This window comes from Bacteroidia bacterium (genome assembly GCA_016218155.1).
In the GTDB taxonomy this organism is placed as follows: Bacteria; Bacteroidota; Bacteroidia; order Bacteroidales; family GWA2-32-17; genus GWA2-32-17.
Map to the genome: position 1 here is coordinate 41,225 of JACREQ010000047.1, position 17,516 is coordinate 58,740.

Annotated in this window: 9 protein-coding genes; 7 read left to right on the forward strand and 2 right to left on the reverse strand. The window is 30.7% G+C overall.

The window, feature by feature from the left end:
* The first annotated feature begins 214 nt into the window (after positions 1-214).
* Positions 215-3,535: a metallophosphoesterase gene (locus HY951_09310; protein MBI5540241.1), complete on the forward strand. Its 3,321-nt coding sequence runs from the start codon at positions 215-217 to the stop codon at positions 3,533-3,535.
* Positions 3,536-3,651: 116 nt separating this feature from the next.
* Here HY951_09310 and HY951_09315 read toward each other — a convergent pair whose 3' ends face one another.
* Entirely contained in the window at positions 3,652-6,858 is a 3,207-nt protein-coding gene (locus HY951_09315) for a UvrD-helicase domain-containing protein (protein MBI5540242.1), read from the reverse strand.
* A gap of 581 nt (positions 6,859-7,439) precedes the next feature.
* Entirely contained in the window at positions 7,440-9,011 is a 1,572-nt protein-coding gene (locus HY951_09320; GenBank protein ID MBI5540243.1) for a hypothetical protein, read from the reverse strand.
* A gap of 269 nt (positions 9,012-9,280) precedes the next feature.
* On the opposite strand from HY951_09320, the gene HY951_09325 reads away from it, so the two are divergent.
* The 6 genes from HY951_09325 to HY951_09350 all read left to right on the forward strand — a co-directional run bounded on the left by HY951_09325 (position 9,281) and on the right by HY951_09350 (position 17,388).
* Positions 9,281-10,168 (forward strand): zinc-dependent peptidase, encoded by an 888-nt coding sequence (locus HY951_09325; protein ID MBI5540244.1) that lies wholly within the window; start codon positions 9,281-9,283, stop codon positions 10,166-10,168.
* 95 nt (positions 10,169-10,263) lie between these two features.
* Entirely contained in the window at positions 10,264-11,475 is a 1,212-nt protein-coding gene (locus tag HY951_09330) for a DUF819 family protein (GenBank protein ID MBI5540245.1), read from the forward strand.
* Positions 11,476-11,560: 85 nt separating this feature from the next.
* Complete coding sequence (locus HY951_09335) at positions 11,561-12,754, forward strand: hypothetical protein (protein ID MBI5540246.1); 1,194 nt, start codon at positions 11,561-11,563, stop codon at positions 12,752-12,754.
* Positions 12,755-13,206: 452 nt separating this feature from the next.
* Positions 13,207-14,364, forward strand: coding sequence for a DUF4831 family protein (locus tag HY951_09340; protein ID MBI5540247.1), 1,158 nt, complete (start codon positions 13,207-13,209; stop codon positions 14,362-14,364).
* Between the two features lie 492 nt (positions 14,365-14,856).
* Entirely contained in the window at positions 14,857-15,129 is a 273-nt protein-coding gene (locus HY951_09345) for an HU family DNA-binding protein (protein ID MBI5540248.1), read from the forward strand.
* 216 nt (positions 15,130-15,345) lie between these two features.
* The gene (locus tag HY951_09350) at positions 15,346-17,388 is read left to right on the forward strand and encodes a BatA domain-containing protein (protein MBI5540249.1); all 2,043 of its coding nucleotides are present in this window, start codon (positions 15,346-15,348) and stop codon (positions 17,386-17,388) included.
* Positions 17,389-17,516 lie beyond the last annotated feature (128 nt).

A 17,516-nucleotide genomic window follows, 5' to 3' on the forward strand; every position in this document is an offset into this window, starting at 1 on the left:
ATAATTTAAAAACCGTGGTTACTATTTTAAACTTATTCGACTATAGGGTGTGAAACGAAAAAATTAATGAGAAAACAATATAATACACTAATATTTGATGTATCTGTATGACTATTTTCAACAAACATATTTGTAACATTCACTTAAAAAAATAAATAGAATAAAAACAAAGAGTTTATAGGAAAGCAAATTTGAAATCAAAAAAAATATTATTATGGAAAAAATAAACTTCCTTCATTTTTCTGATTTACATATCGGCGACAATAATCAAAAAGGATTAATTTCTCAAACAAAAAGCATTTTATTCGAAGATATTGAATTTATTCTAAAAAAACTGGATTCACTTGACATTGTATTTTTTTCGGGGGATTTAGTTCAAAAAGGACACAAAAATGAGTTCAAACTGCTTGAAGCTTTTCTCCAAGAACTTTGGGCATTATTTTCCAAACACAGCCTCAATCCATATTTGATATGTGTACCAGGAAATCATGATTTAGAAAGAATAATTGATCCTAACCATGCCACAAATAAAGTACTTATTAATTGGATAAATGATGATATTAAAAATGAATATTTTTGGAAAGCGCCAAATGATTATCATAATTTTATTATAGAAAGATTTGCCAATTATACTGATTGGCATGAAAACACTTTGATAAAGAAGCCAGAAAATATTTGTATGGGATTTTTACCTGGCGATTTTTATACTACAATAATTAAAAATAATTCAAAATTAGGAGTTGTTGGATTGAACACATCTTTTTTACAGCTTTATGGTGGAGACGCTAAAGGAAAACTTGGTGTTTATAACAAGCAAATCTATTTTCTATTTAAGGATAAATATTTTGAATGGTTAAAATCAAATGATTTATCAATTTTGCTAACACATCATCATTCTGCATGGTTTGAACCTAACTCGAAAGAAGAATTCCATAATGAAATTTACTGTAAGGATAGTTACTTAGACCATTTATGTGGTCACATGCATGAACCTGCATGTACACACAGGTCTTTAAATGGTTATTCTACAAATAGGATATCCATTGCTCCTTCATTATTTGGTCTGGAGTATTATAATGATAAGTCGAGCCTTATTAGAATTCATGGTTATAATGCAGGTTATTATAACATTGACGCTGGAAAGATTTCTAAAACAATTTGGCCAAGAATATCTCATAGAACGCAATCGAATGTTCTTAAAATCATTCAAAATGATGAATTCAATCTAGATAAAACTACACTTTCATATTTTGAGGTTCTAAAAGAATCATTTAATGAACTTGAAATTAAAACTAAAGATCATGACGATGCAACATTTAAAAGCATTGAAAAAAAAGGGGGGAATCTTTTTGACAAGAAAAATATAACTGATAAAGGTTTAGTTCGTAGTATATACAAAACTATCCCATCACATTTGAGTATACGATTGCATGAAAGAATGTTAGCTATAGATAAATTTAATTCTCAAAAGTATTGTTGGCTAGTAACTAAATTTGGACTTGGTGAAGATGAATTTATTGGTTCAATTTTAAGTGATTCAAATATAAATCATGGCAATTGTTTTAGTTTAAATTGTGAAGAAGCAAACACGCTTGATGATTTAATTAACACATTTAAAAACACTTTTTCTCAAAACATTACAGAATTTTTAGATATAATAAATACACTTGATAGACCATTAATAGTTTTCAATAAACTAAATGATGCCTTAATAAATGAATCTGTTAAGTTAAAAGAGTTCATTAAGACAATATTTGATTTTAGTTCAAACTTGAAAATCGTAATAATTTCTTCATTTAAACCTGATGATAAGTTTTTCAACAGTATTGACCTATTTCCATTAGACGTTCCTGCTGTTAAGCAATTTGTTGAGAACTCACAAGAATTACATAGTACTTTTACTTCTTTAGATTTTGAAAAAATCCATAGATTGTCAAGTGGTATTCCGCTATATGTTGATAAAGTTATTGAGCAATTGAAATTCCGTCCATTATCAGATTTAGGTGATATGGAATTAGAAACTTCTTCGGCTAATGAAGTTAATAACATTTTGGCAAAAGCTATAAAAAACGAAATCAGATTTTTACAAACAAATGATAACAAACAGAGTAATCGTAAATTCTTTCTACTATCAATATTATCACTATTACATAACGGAGAAACATTTGATCGTATTAAAAGATTTGATTCAACAAAACCATTCCATCAAGAGGATATTTCATACTTATTAAAAAACAAATTAATTGAAACTTTACAAGTAAATTCAATTTTTGACAACCAACAAAATGATAGTGAAATAATTAAAATTATTAAAGTACCAAGAATAATTAGAGATTATGTCAGTTCTTTAATTGATGAAGAAGAAAAATTGGATATATATAAATTAGCTTGTGATTTATATTTAGGCAACAATTGGAGAAATAATATAAAATTGATTCAACCAAAAGATGCTGAATTGGATTTAATGGTCTATCAGAATCTTCAAATTGCAATTAGATTTATTCTATCTCATGGCATAGAAAACAAAAAAGAAACTGAGATAAAACGAATGACACGTATTTCTATTTCTCTAATTGAACATTTTTCTGTAAATGGAGCATATAAAGATGCTATTTCACTAATTGAAGAAACTTTATTACTTATAAAAGATGTTATAATTGATGATTTTGAGGATACTAGAACTTTTTTAACAAAAAAGTTAGGACAAAATCTTCGTATGACTTCCTTTTACGATAAGTCTATAACAATCTTAAAATCAATATGTGATGACGAAAATAATTCTTTAAGCAAAAGTGATAGAAATGACATAAGATTAAGTATTGCATTTGCTTATGATTCTTCAGATAAAAAGGATGAAGCTATAGATTATGCCAACCAAATTAAAACGAATGAGAAAAATAAAAATAGTTCAGTATATCTCTCAGCAGAATATGTTATAGCAAAATTTATTGAAGATGAAACTGAAAAAATTCGAAAATTAAATTCAATGAAAAATAAGGCTGAAAAATTAGGATTTAATACTCTTAAAGCTAATATAATATTGGAAATTTGCAGAATGAACAATGATGAAAGTAATATTAAGCTTCTTGATAAAATTATTGTTGAATCAAAAAATGACATTTACACAAAAGTAAGAGCTTGGGCTGCAAAAGCTGAAATTGTTTTAGGCTCAAAAAATATTAATGAGATTACATATTCTGATTTATTAGGACTAAATGTTTCATATACCTATTCATTCTACCAGCGACTTCAAAACCTATTAAACAAGTGTCATTTTTTAGCATGGGAGTACTGGTCAAAACAAAAAAGGTACGATCAACTTTTGAATTTGTTTAGATATTCTTCTTTTGTTTGGAGATTATGTGGTGCTCAAAATCAAGAAAAACTATATATTGATGAATTACATTTAGATGAAAACTTTATAGAATGGTTTCAAAGAAATAAAAATGGAATTAATAGTACATATTATGAACAAAGAATTTTCGACTTATATCGTGATGATAATGACAAAAAAATATTAGAAATGAAACAATAAAATCACTGGCATAAAATATTTGGCAAAAACTTGGCAAGCGAAATGCTTTTGTAACAATAAACATTTATAAAGCATTTATCATTTTAGGGTACACCTCAACAGTTCCTAAAAATGTTTTACACCTTCTCCACCTTAATCAAATCTGTATATAAAAGCCAGCCTTCTACATTGGTGTAATTCATTTCTTTAATAAGATTTACATAGCGGTTTACCTGGCTTTTGTGTTTTTGTGTATCTTCTTTTCCGGTTTTATAATCAATAACAATTATTTTGTTATCGCGCTGCACAACTCTGTCGGGGCGTTGTATGCCTTTGCCTTTAACAACAATCCCAATTTCGGTCATTACCTCGTTTTTTTCATCAAACCACTCACCTGCCTCGGGTATTTTAAATAACTCGGTTAACATTATGCCAAGTTGCTTCTGCTCTTGCTTTGTAATTTTTTCTTTGGTGCAAAAACGGCTTAATACTTTTAATGCTTCATCTTTATATTTTATTTGTGCAAGAATTTCGTGCAGTAAAATTCCGTATTTAATTTTCTCATCAACTTCGGCATTCATAGTGCCAAAACTATTATCGGCAACTAATATTTCTGTATTAAATACAGAGTAATTACCGGATGTTGCAATAGCTTGTTTTTTAGCAGCCTCGGCAGCTACAGGTTTTATATCGTCTAAATTTCCAATTTCAAATATCTGAGTTTCTTTATTTAAAAATGAATTAAATTTATTAGCTTTTCCTTTAATATTGCAATCGGTATCGGAGTTTAAACTGTCAAGTATTAATTTATTAATATCAATCTGTCCCTCCTTTTTATTTACAGGGCATGCAATTTCCAATATAGTTTTTGCGCGTGTTGTTGCAACATAAAGTAAATTTGCATTATCAATAACCGAGCGTATTACCTCCTCATAATATTCTGCAGCAAATAACGAATGTTGCATATCTTTATTAAACTGCACAGGTATTACAGGCAAGCCATTGTAAGGTTCTTTACTACACTTGCACCACAGCACCGGCGGGTGTTTAGAGGGAAGCATTGCCCAGTCGGGGAAAGGAATAACAACAGCTTCATACTGCATACCCTTAGATTTGTGTATAGAAACAATTTTAACAACCTCCTTTTCATCCGACATTGAAACCAGTTGTTTGTCGCCGTTTTCACTCCACCACTCAATAAATTTATCAATACTTGCTAATGGCTTTTTAGAGAAATCGCGCACACAATCCAGAAAGTTTAAAATAAAAGGAATTTCTTCAACTATAGAATACAAATTAAAAATGCTTATAAACTGCTCCACCATCTCGTAAAACGAAAGGTTTACAGCCTTTACAAATTCGGGATTTTTTAATTCGGGAATTAAATTTTCAATTTCTTTAATGCCGTTACCAAACCATGTTTCGGGATTTTCTGCATTATGTTTTAAATAAACATTATATTCATTTAAAAGCAAACCTATATTAATTCTGTCGTTAGAATTTACAGTATATCTTATTAACGAAACCAGAAAATTAACAACACCCGAAGCAGTAAGCGAAAGCGACTCACCTGATACTATCCTGAAATCGCTGCACGGGTGTACACCTACTTCATTCTTAAAATTAAATAATGTTGAGAACACCTCGGGGATAGATCTGTTTTCGCGCACCAAAACTGCAATATCCTTTACTCCCCTGTTCCACAAATTAAAAACAGTTTGTGGAAGCCATTCGCCATAAACCTTATCGTAAAAAATATCTTTTTCAAAAAAACTCACTTTCACAAAACCATCATTTGCAAAATCCTTTGCAGGAGTAGCCTGTAAATGGTCAGTATATAAATTTTCAATTCTTAGTTTTTCGTTTTCTTCATCAATGGCAGAAGCTGCCAGCTTTGGTAACACAGAATACAATGAATTATTAAAAGCAATAATATTTGGTTTGCTCCGGTAATTTTCGCCTAATGTTATGAGTTCGGGATTAAATTGTTTCAGATCATTCTGTAATGATTGCGAAAGCAGCTGCCAGTCGCTGTTGCGCCAGCGATAAATAGATTGCTTAACATCGCCCACAATTAAATTATCATAACCCTGCGCCAGACTGTTTTCAATAAGAGGTAAAAAGTTTTTGTACTGCATCTGCGAAGTATCCTGAAACTCGTCAATCATATAATGACTGAATCGGTTACCTGATTTCTCATAAACAAAAGAAGCACCATCGTTACCAATAATATCCGAAAGAAATTTTGGAATTTCTGCAAGTAAAAAATATCCGTTCTTTGTTGTATATGACTTTGCTTCGCTGGCAATCTCAGATAAAAGTCCAAGATTATAAAGATTTTTTAAAATCAGGTTTGCAGAATTAAAACTCTGTTTATTGTTATCAACATAATTTAAAACCTCAGCTAATAAATGTTTTAATGTAGTTTCGCAAAAACTTTCAACCTCATCCTTTCTCTTTGTTGAACCGGAATACCATTTACCATCACCATTTATAATGACAAAATATTTTTCGGCAGAAGCTGTCTGTATATTTTCAAATTTAGTATCTTCGGTAATCTTTGATAATTTATAAATGTAGTTTGCAAAGCCACGGCTGCCAAGGTTAAAATCGGAAACATCAAAACCGTTTTTCTCTATCTCGCTTACAGCTTTTTGTGCAATTTGTTTTATTTTGCTTATGTATTCCGATTTTATTGCTTTTAAATCGGCTCTGTACTTATTTAAAAAGGTTTTATCGGTTATCTTGCTAAAGAGTTCATTCTGATATTCCGAGAATCTTTCGCGAAAAATTTCTTTTCCGCTTTTTGCAAGATCGCTTTCTATCCTGTAGCTTTTACCATCTTCAATTTTATTATCAATAAGCTGCATCAGCCAATCGGTAACAGGTTGGTTTGGCTCAAGGCTCTCCACCATTTGCTTTACTGCCTCGTCAAGAACCTCGTTATCGTTTAATAACAAATCAAAATTAAATTTAATATCAAGCTCGTATAAAAATGCACGGAATATTTTCTGAAAAAAACTATCGATAGTAGAAACAGAGAAATTAGAATAATCGTGAAGTATTAGATTGAATGCTCGTTTTGCATTTTTCCTTACGTTTTCTTCAGTGAGCTTGCATTCAGAAATAAGAAAGCATAAATGATCTGATTTTTTATCGGAAGAAAGCAGGTAAAGTTCTTCTAGTATTCTTTCCTTCATCTCGTCGGTTGCCTTGTTGGTAAAGGTAACTGCAAGGATATTTCGATAAATCAAAGGATTTGAAATAACAAGGCGCAGATATTCTCTGGCTAACATAAATGTTTTCCCCGACCCTGCTGATGCTTTATATATTTTTAGATTCATTTATATTTCTTCTCACTTTTGTCATTCTGAGCAAAGCGAAGAATCTAGTACGTAATCTACATTAGATTCATCGCTCCATTGCATTACGCTCTGAATGACAAAGAAACATTTTTTATTTTTACTTACACATTTCCTTTTTATTCCTGTCTTGTCATTCTGAGCAAAGCGAAGAATCTAGTCTGTGTTCCCGAACTAGATTCATCGCTCCACTACATTACGCTCTGAATGACAAAGAGACATTTTTTATTTTAATTTTCACTTTTTTTTTCTTATTCCCATTTTGTCATTCTGTCCGCCGCGGCGGAAAAGCGAAGAATCTGGTACGTAATCCACACTAGATTCATCGCTCCATTGCATTACGCTCTGAATGACAAAGAGACTTTTTTATTTTAATTTTCACATTTCATTTTCTAATTCCCATTTTGTCATTCTGAGTGTAACGAAGAACCTTGTTGCTTCTTCGAGTAGCGCAGCGTATCGAGAAGTGCGGGTTATGTAGTTTATGTAGTTCTCGATACACTCGAACTAGATTCATCGCTCAATTTCATCCGCCGCGGCGGACGCTCTGAATGACAATAAAATTAATACGGATACGGAGCAAACAATACTTCGTATTCGTAAGTTAAAGTTTTTTTCTCGCCTGCATTTAGTGTAACCTGCCAGCTTAAATCGCTATAAGCGTTTACAGAATTATAAGTTTTCTGTTTTTTAACTTTACCATTACCATCATTTGTAAAGCTACCATTAACATGCTTTACCACATCAATAATTACCTGTTTTGGTTGTAGGTTCTCAACAGTAACTACACCTTTTAACAAAACTTTATGGTACGTTGTTTTTCCAATCTTTTTAAAGTTTTCTAATCGGGAAACTTCCTCCTCATTGTTTTTCATAACAACATCTATTGCTTTAGAAAGCTTAATAATAGAAACCGCTCCGGTTGGAGTATATTTCAACTGATCCTGTGCCATAAACTGACCTTTTTCTGTAAGAACCATAACAGGAGCAGTAGTGAATGGGAATGTTGTTGCATTTTTTAATTCGATAGAATGAAAAACATCACAATAATCTTCGTTACTATTACAATATTGAGTTGATGCAAAATTTACTTTATCGCTAATATCAGCTTTGTAAATATCTTTATAACCAAGCACCGAAGAGAAAACAGGGAAAATTCCTTTAGAATTTTTGGGTAATGTTATTTTTCCTAGATTATAATAATACAAATCGTTATTTTTCTCACCTTCGGTTTCAAAATTTGCTTCAAAATATGCAGGAAGATTCTGAGATTCGGCATAACCCCCTGTTGTCTGAACCTGCTGCATTGCATTACTTAAAAGGAAATTATCATTTCTGTCATATGCAGTCCTTGTTGTTGAACCTGTAGGCGATTGCATGTAATCATAAGAAATAGGATCTAACAACATACCATAATAAAGTTGTGGTGAGCCAACAACAACTTCGGTTTCAACATCAGTAATATCTTCAGCATAGTTTTCGATTGTAGCTTTCATCTCGAGACGGGCTTCTTTTTCGTTAATTAATTTAAGGAAATATGAAGGAATCCAGCTCATACCCTGTTGTAAATAATATTCCTGTAGAGAAACGTTATCACTGTTTTTTTCAAATTTCAAAGTGGCGGTGCGTGCAATACTGTCATTCGTATATTCTGAATTATCGGTAGCAAAAGTTACATATTCAATTTTCAAATAAGGAATAAAAGTAATTTTTCCATTATCATCTTTAATTTTCACTAATCCCGACTCAGGTATATACGACAGTATTTTTCCCGAAATTGTTTTATCGGTTTTTTCTCCGGTTTGTAATACAAGAATAGCATCTTTACCAATATTAGCGCGAATAAGCTGATCAATATATTTTGCTTTTGATGTAGTTTTAAGAGTATCACTTTTAAACACTACTGATTTTAGCATATTTTCTTTTGCCGATCCAATCCAGTAAGTTCCATAAAGGGCAGTAGTTGGAACGGGTAAAACAAATGCTCCGTTTTTTGATTTTAGCTGTCCTTCTTTACTGACAAGACAAGTAGAATTTTTAAAAAGAGAAACTTTTTTCATTGGCAGCACAGATTGCGCCATCCCTGAAAAAATAATCGCAACGATTAAACTGATAGTTAAAAATGTTTGTTTCATAGTATTTAGTTGAAAATTACAAAGTTTAAAGTTATAAAGTCGAAAGTTAAAAGTTTATTATTCTTTTTTTGATTTTATAGTTGATTCACATCTCATATTGATTCTTTGTTTTTTGAATTTGGTTTTTTGAATTTGGTATTTATTAATGTTTGCTGCAAGTTACAATATTTTGAATTTATGAATTATAATTTTAATAGTTTTTATGATTTTATCTTAAACATTCTTTTCTTTGTAACATTCAAAAAGATATATTTTTCCTTATTTTAAATATGATGAGATATATTAATACAGATAATTTTATATTAATAATTATTGTTATTGGTCTTGTTTACTATTTCTTCAATTTAATATATTTAAAACCAAGAGCCAGAAAAAAATACGAATCTGAGATCGAGTCATTTTTAAATGGTTATGATTATTACTTAAGGCTAAATACTGATCAAAAAACACTATTCATAAACATAATCAAAAGATTTAACAGTAACCTTAAATATTATGGGAAAGACGGTCTGAATATCACACCCGAGATGAAAATAATTATAGGTGCGGGTTTTGCAAAATTAAGTATGGGAAGAGACTTTATAAGACTATATACTTTTCATACTATAGTTATTTTTCCACATTCATACAAAGCTATAGAACAAAGAGTAAAATATTTAGGGAAAACATCATTACAAGGGTACATTTCACTTTCGTGGGAGGACATTTTAAAAGGCAATGCTAATTTGCATGATGGAGTAAATTTAGTAATTCATGAACTGGCACATGCCTTAGTAATTGAAATGATGCAGTCTCAGCCTGAATTTGTTTTTGAATACAGCATAGTAAAACATATTTTTTATTGCGGTAAAAAGGAAATTGAAGCTGTTAAAAATGGAAAAGAGCCAGTTTTCAGAAAATATGCATACAGTTCTCCACATGAGTTTTTTTCAATAGCCGTAGAAGTTTTCTTTGAGTTACCAGAAAAGCTAATTGAGCATTATTGGGGAACTTATCGGGATCTATGTGTTTTGTTTAAACAGAATCCTTTAAAAAATGAAATAGGGAATATTTCCTGGGATAGTATTTTAAAGTATCCTCATGAACCTGAAACTTTCAATGATTATACTCCAACTGATAATTACATTCCATTTTGTTTAGATTATAACAAATTATAAGATAGCATCAGAAGTTTCATCAATTACATTAGTGCAATTAATATTTTTATATATCTATATTTATTTATTACTTCGTTCTTTTTTATAATTATTAGATGGGAACAACTTTTATAAGTGCCGACAACACCTTAGCATTATGGACTATCATTACTGCCATTGCTGCCACTAGTATAATATTAGAACAAAAATATAAATGGGCATCAAAAATTACCGGTTGTGTTTTAGCAATGGTTATTGCTGCACTTTTCTCGAACTTTAAAATAATACCAACTGAAGCAAAGGTTTACGATGACGTTTGGACATTTTTAGTTCCAATGGCTATCCCATTATTACTGTTTAAAGCCGATATTAAAAAAATATGGAAAGAAAGCGGAAGGCTGGTTATACTTTTTTTATTTAGCTCGCTGGGAACTCTTGTAGGAACCATAGTTGGTTTTTTTGTTTTAAAAAGTTTGATCCCATCACTATACAAAGTAGCAGCAATGATGGCAGGCTCATATGTTGGTGGTAGTGTAAATTTTATTGCAATGGCACAATCGTTCAAAGCCTCAGGTGAACTTGCATCTGCTGCAGTTGTCTCAGACAATCTTGTAATGGCTTTATATTTTTTATTATTGATTGCATTACCATCAATTTCGTTTATTATAAAATTTCTTAGTCATAAGAATGATAAAAATAAGGTTGCCGAAAATTCAAATAATAAAAGTAATTTATCAGCCGATTTCTGGAAAGCAAAAGAGATTTCGTTAAAGGACATTGCATTATGTATTGCACTTTCGCTTTCAATAGTATGGGTTTCTGAAGTAATATCTAGTTATTTCAGCTCTGTAATTCCTGCATCAGATATAAGCTTATCATTTATCAGAGAATTACTGGGCAATAAATATTTAATTTTAACAACTCTCACAATGTTACTGGCTTCTTTCTTTTCAAGATTTTTTGGTAATCTTGGTGGATCGCAGGAAATTGGAGCATTTATTATTCAGGTTTTTTTTGTTGTCATAGGAATTCCGGCTTCAGTATCATTAATAATAGAAAAATCACCATGGTTACTGGTATTTTGTGCAATTATTGTAATTATAAACCTAATCTTTACCTTATTATTCGGAAGACTATTCCGTTTCAAAATTGAGGAAGTTGTTATGGCTTCGAATGCAAATATAGGTGGACCAACAACTGCAGCTGCAATGGCAATTGCCAAAGGTTGGAATCATATGATAGTTCCGGCAATGCTTGTTGGGTCGTTAGGTTATATATTAGGTAATTACTTTGGAATATTTATTGGAAATCTTTTAATGCCTTTCTAATTTTTATTCTAAAAGAAAATTAATGATTTAGCATTATTTTTTATATTTGCTAAAATTTAACCTTAACATAATACGTTACCATATTATGAAAAAATTAATAGTATGTTGCTTCATATTAATATATGGTATGTCTACTATTGCTCAGGAAATGCTTGGTATTATAGGAAGTAATTACGCCGGAGTAAATGGTCTTTCGATGAATCCAAGCTCAATGGCAGATTCAAAATTATATCTGGATATAAATGTACTTACTCCTAATATATTTTATCAAACCGATATGAGTAAGAATGCATTTGCAAACTTCAGACTTAACGGACCATCATTTATGGTTAACAATGGTAAACATTGTTTTGCTTTTGTTAACGCTGCAAGAACAGCCATCTCATACAAAAGAATTTCAAGTAATGATGGTTTGGCAAATCAATATAAAGTTGCTGGTCTCGCATGGGGCGAAGTTGGACTAAGTTACGCACATGTGCTTTACCGGGTTGAAAAATCAATGTGGGCTGTTGGAGCAACTGCTAAAATGCTGTTCGGTGCTGGCGGAGCCTATTACGCAACAAGCAATGCTGGTGGTTCGTTTAATAATGACCCATACGAAAATATTCGGAACAGTGGAATGTTAGGCGGTGGTGGTATGGGATACGGAAAAGGTTTTGGTTTCGACATTGGAGTAACGTATCATAAAAAGGTAAACAACGAAAGTGTAAAGCCATTTCTTAAATTATGTCAGCAAAAATATTACGACTACAGATATAAATTTGGAATATCAATAATTGATATAGGATCATTAAGATTCTCGAAAAGTGTAAGCTCTACTAATTTTAATTACAATTTAGCCGGTCAGGATACTATTAATAATAGTAATGACTCTACATTGCAGAGTTATAGTTCATCATTAGCAAAAGATAAATTTTCTGTTGCACTTCCCACTGCAATATGTTTTCAGTTTGATTACCATCCTGCAACAAAATCTCATAACTGGTATTTTCACGGAGCATTTGTTCAGTCGCTTGAACTTGCACAATATTCAATTAGAAGACCAACTATGATTTCTGTTGCTCCAAGATATGAGAAACGATTATACGAAGCAAGTTTACCTATTTCAATTTCCGACTTTAAATATGTAAGGGTCGGTCTGGCATTAAGATTCTGGAAAATAACAGTTGGCACAGATAACCTTCTAGGTTCGGTAGGTGTTGGAGTAAATAAGGGCTTTGATTTATATGCTTCAATAAAGATTGATTTTCTGAAAGGAAAATGCAGGAAGAAGAAATAGTAATAAACCCTACTTCTCGATACGTTTCACTACTCGAAGAAGCATGTGATTTTACTTTACATCACCATAAATGCAAGTCCGCCGCGGCGGAGAGTGTAATCGAGAACAACAGAAACTACATAAACCTCACAAATGCTTGTTCGAGTTTATCGAGAACAACAGAAACTACATAACTTCACTTCTCGATACGCTGCGCTTCCGCCGCGGCGGACGAAGAAGCAAAGGGTTTAGCTCTCCTACTCCACAATGCTTGTTCGAGTATAATCGAGAACAACAGAAACTACATAACCCCACTTCTCGATACACTTCGTTACTCGAAAAAGCAACTTTGTATATATTCGAAACACGAATTAGCAAACAATTTTATTTTCACAAAAAATAATTCAAAAACATTTATTGGTATTCTTTTTATCTTTGCTGCGTTAATCAAATTTCTAAATCTTATTTTTCAAATGAAGAAACTTATTTATTTTATTTCGCTGACTGTATTATTTGCTGCATGTTCGGGTATTCAGGTTGTTAATGTAAAATACGCTAAAAAGATTTCCAAGAATTATATGGTATATGCCCTTCCTCGTAATGTATTAGCTATTGACGTAGAAGTAACTGAAGTAAGATCAATGAGAGGACCTTATTCTGAGTATGCCGAAAAATATATGGGCATTCAGAATGTACCACAAACAAACAAACAGGAATATTTTATTTCAAATTCAGATATAACACTTTCTGCAGAACCAGATTCGAACAACTATTATTTTGTTTTTCCTAAATGCAGTAAAAAAATTAAAAGCTTAAACCTTACAGATAACGGCATATTACTATCTATTAATAGTACAAAAAATGAATATAATATACCTTCATTATCAAAGAACGCTAATTATAACCAACAGTATTTTCCTTCCAATATATTTACCACCCTTTCACAAAAAGAATATGTAAAAGAAATTATTGATACTGTTTGGAAGCAGGTAAAGGTTGATACCAGCTGGGTTCGTGTACCTGTTCAAAAAAAAACAATAGAGGCTCCAACATTTGAAGACAAAGCAAAAGAAGCTGCACATCATATTATGCGTTTAAGGAAACGTCTGTTTAAACTTCTTTCCGGAGCATACAATAAGCTACCCGAAGTTAAATCGGCTGAAATAATAATAACTGAGCTAAGAAAAGAGGAAGAAGAATATCTTTCATTATTTATTGGTAAAACTTATACAAGAAAATATAATTATCGTTTCTTATATTATCCGGCAATTGAGAATTGCGGTAAAAGAGAAGTTATGGCATTTTTATACCCCGAAAAAGGGTTATTTGCCGAAAAGAGTAATAAAGCCTTACCATTAATTATAGAGGTTAACAGAAACGGTAATTTATCACAACTTGATACTGCAATAAGCAAACATAAAAAAGCAAGTACAAAACAGGGCATTGTATATAGAATACCCGAAATGGCAACAATAAACCTTTCAGTTGGAAATAATGCATTATTAGAAAAACAATTTCCGATTGCTCAGTTTGGTATTCTAAACAATCTACCTGTAAATTCTTTAAAGGGTAATTGCAGTGATATTGAATTTAATCCACTTAGCGGAAACATTACTAAAACCGGAAAATAAATTTACACTATATATTATAGTAGTTTTCCAATAATAATATGATAGTGCAATCACTCAAAATTACAAATAGCCTGTTAACATTAAGGTTTATTTTTTAGACTACAGATTAAAAATACGCCATAAATACTATTAATAATGACTAAAACAGGTATTGTGGAATGCCAAAATATTTCGATTTTTTTTCAGTTTTCAATCATATTAAGAAAAAAATGACGTTTTTGAGCATTTCAGGCTAAAAACGGATGCTGTTTTGCACGCTGTTAATATACGATTTAGCACATTATTTTATTTTTTTTTATGTGCAATCACTGAATTATCAACAAGTTATTAATAGCTTAATTATTATGATAATCAATAACTTAACCCTATATATGCCCTAAGAGGCTTTATTCTATTGCAAATTTTACTATTGTTTTAATGTTGAAACAACAGAAAACATATTATCTTTGTTATGTTTATGTAAAATTAATTATTAACTAAAAACCAAACTTCATGAACAAAGCAGAATTAATTGATGCAGTTGCAAAAGAATCAAAATTAACTAAAGTTGATTCAGGAAAAGCTATTGACGCTATCGTTGCTACTATTACAAAAGCACTTAAAAAAGGTGACAGAGTAGCTCTAGTTGGATTCGGTTCTTTCTCAGTAGCTAAAAGAGCTGCTAGAAACGGTCGCAACCCACAAACTGGAAAAGCTATTAAAATAGCTGCTAAAAAAGTAGCTAAATTTAAAGCTGGCGAAGGCTTAGCAAAAGCTGTAAAGTAAGAACATTAATCTGTTCAGAAGGAGGCAATCTTTTAGGTTGCCTCTTTTTTTTGTTTATTATTTTATTTTTTAGACTTCTTAAAATATCCCATTTATAAGCATCATAAGCTTTTTAATTAATATTTAACATTTTTTATTTTTTAAACATTATGAACAAAAAAATATAAATTAAATATTTTGCATAATACGATTAACTTTGCTGCAATTATTTAAGTAATGAGTTTTTTATACCCAACATTTTTATTTGCTACAGGCTTAATTGCTATTCCTATAATAATACACTTCTTTCATTTTAGAAGGTACAAAACTATTTATTTTAGTAGCTTACAATTCCTTTTCAATGTAGCAAAAGAAACACGTTCGCGAAACCGATTAAAACATTTACTTGTATTACTTGCCAGAATACTTACAATTATTTGTCTTGTTTTCGCATTTTCACAGCCTTTCATTCCTGCAAAAAATCAAACTTCTAAAACAAATTCACCAGCAGTTGCAATTTATATCGATAATTCTTTTTCGATGAATGCCGACGGAACTAATGGAAACCTCATTGAAGAAGCAAAAAACAAAGCACTCGAAATTATTTCTGTTTACCCTGCATCAACTAATTTTGCTTTAATTACTAATGATCTGGAACCAAAACATCAACATATCTTAAACAGCGACCAACTTATAGATTATATTTCGGCAATACGCACATCTCCACGTTCTATTAAACTTTCTGATATTATTTTAAGAGCAAAAGATATTGCAAAAACTAACAACGAATACAATCCTGTTAACTTTTGTTTGATTAGCGATTTTCAGAAATATTTTATCGACCCTGAAAATATTAATGCTGATTCAAGTCTTTCTTTAATGTTATTTCCATCTATTCCATTACCTGCAAAAAATATTTCAATAGATTCGTGTTGGTTCGAATATCCCGAACACAATATAAATCAACAGGAAAAACTTCAGGTTAAGATTGTAAATCATTCCAGAGATTCTTACCAAAATATTCCTGTAAAGTTATTTGTTAACGATTCGATTAAGACTATGAGTAACTTTTCAATCGCAGGAAACAGTAGCGAAACAATTACTTTAGCATACTCAAATATCACAAAAGGTATAATTCGTGGAAAAATTGAACTTACCGATTATCCGATAACATATGACAATTCATATTTCTTCAACTATGATGTTACCAATAAAATTAATATACTGGCAATAAACGGAGATATTCAGTCCAAATATTTCTACAATCTTTTTAAAGACGATTCACTATTTTCTTTTACAGAGATGGCTGAGAAAAATATTAATTTCCAGATTTTTCAATCAAATCAGGTAATAATATTAAACGGACTAAAAAATATCAGCTCAGGTTTGCATCAGGAATTAAATTCCTTTTCGGAGAAAGGAGGCAGTATTGTTTTTATTCCTCAGATAACAAACACTACTAACTATAATACATTTTTAACTTCTTACGGAATAAATACAGGAATATCTGACTCAACAAAAAGTCAAATTGCTTCGATAAATGATAAATCACCATTCTTTAAAAATGTATTTCAAAAAATAGAAGACAATCCGCAACTTCCAACAATCAGTAAAAGCCTTGTTTTTAAAGCATCTGGCAAAAACAGATTTGATGAATTGTTAATTTCAAGAAATGGTTATCCCCTGCTCTTATCTACAGAACAAAATAAAGGAAAAATTTATGCATTCTCTTTTCCTTTCGATGATAAATCTACAAACTTTACTGTACACCCGTTATTTGTTCCAATATTTTATAGAATTTGCTCACTTAGCAAAATAACACCTGAAATTTGTTACGAAATCTCTCCCGAAGTATCTGTTTCAGTTCAAAACTCAATTGGAGAAACCGAAAATGTAATTGAAATTAAAAATCAAAAATCAGGCGAATCATTTATTCCATCACAAATAAAAGGAAACTCTGAAATAACATTACTCCCGGGCAATCAGGTAAACTATGATGGTTTTTATGATATAGTTTTAAAAGGAAATGTTTTTAATACAGTTTCATTTAATTATAACAGAAAAGAATCTTTAGCAGACTATTTTTCGCCAGAAGAAATTAAAAATTCATTTGAGGAAAAAGGAATAAAAACTGAATTATTTAATAGTAACAATAACGAAACATTATCAAATCAATTAAAACAGAACGAACAGGGCAAACCACTTTGGAAATATTTTATTTTACTAACCTTATTTTTCATTGCTGCTGAAATTGCCTTAATCAGATTATTAAAAAACTAATTTATTCCATTTCTAACTTTAGGCACTCTAAACTTTAGACACTCTAGGCACTTTCTTTTATTAAACATATATTTATTTTTTAAGCGATTAAAAAAAATCAAAAACTTATTTCCAAATTTGCAAAAAAT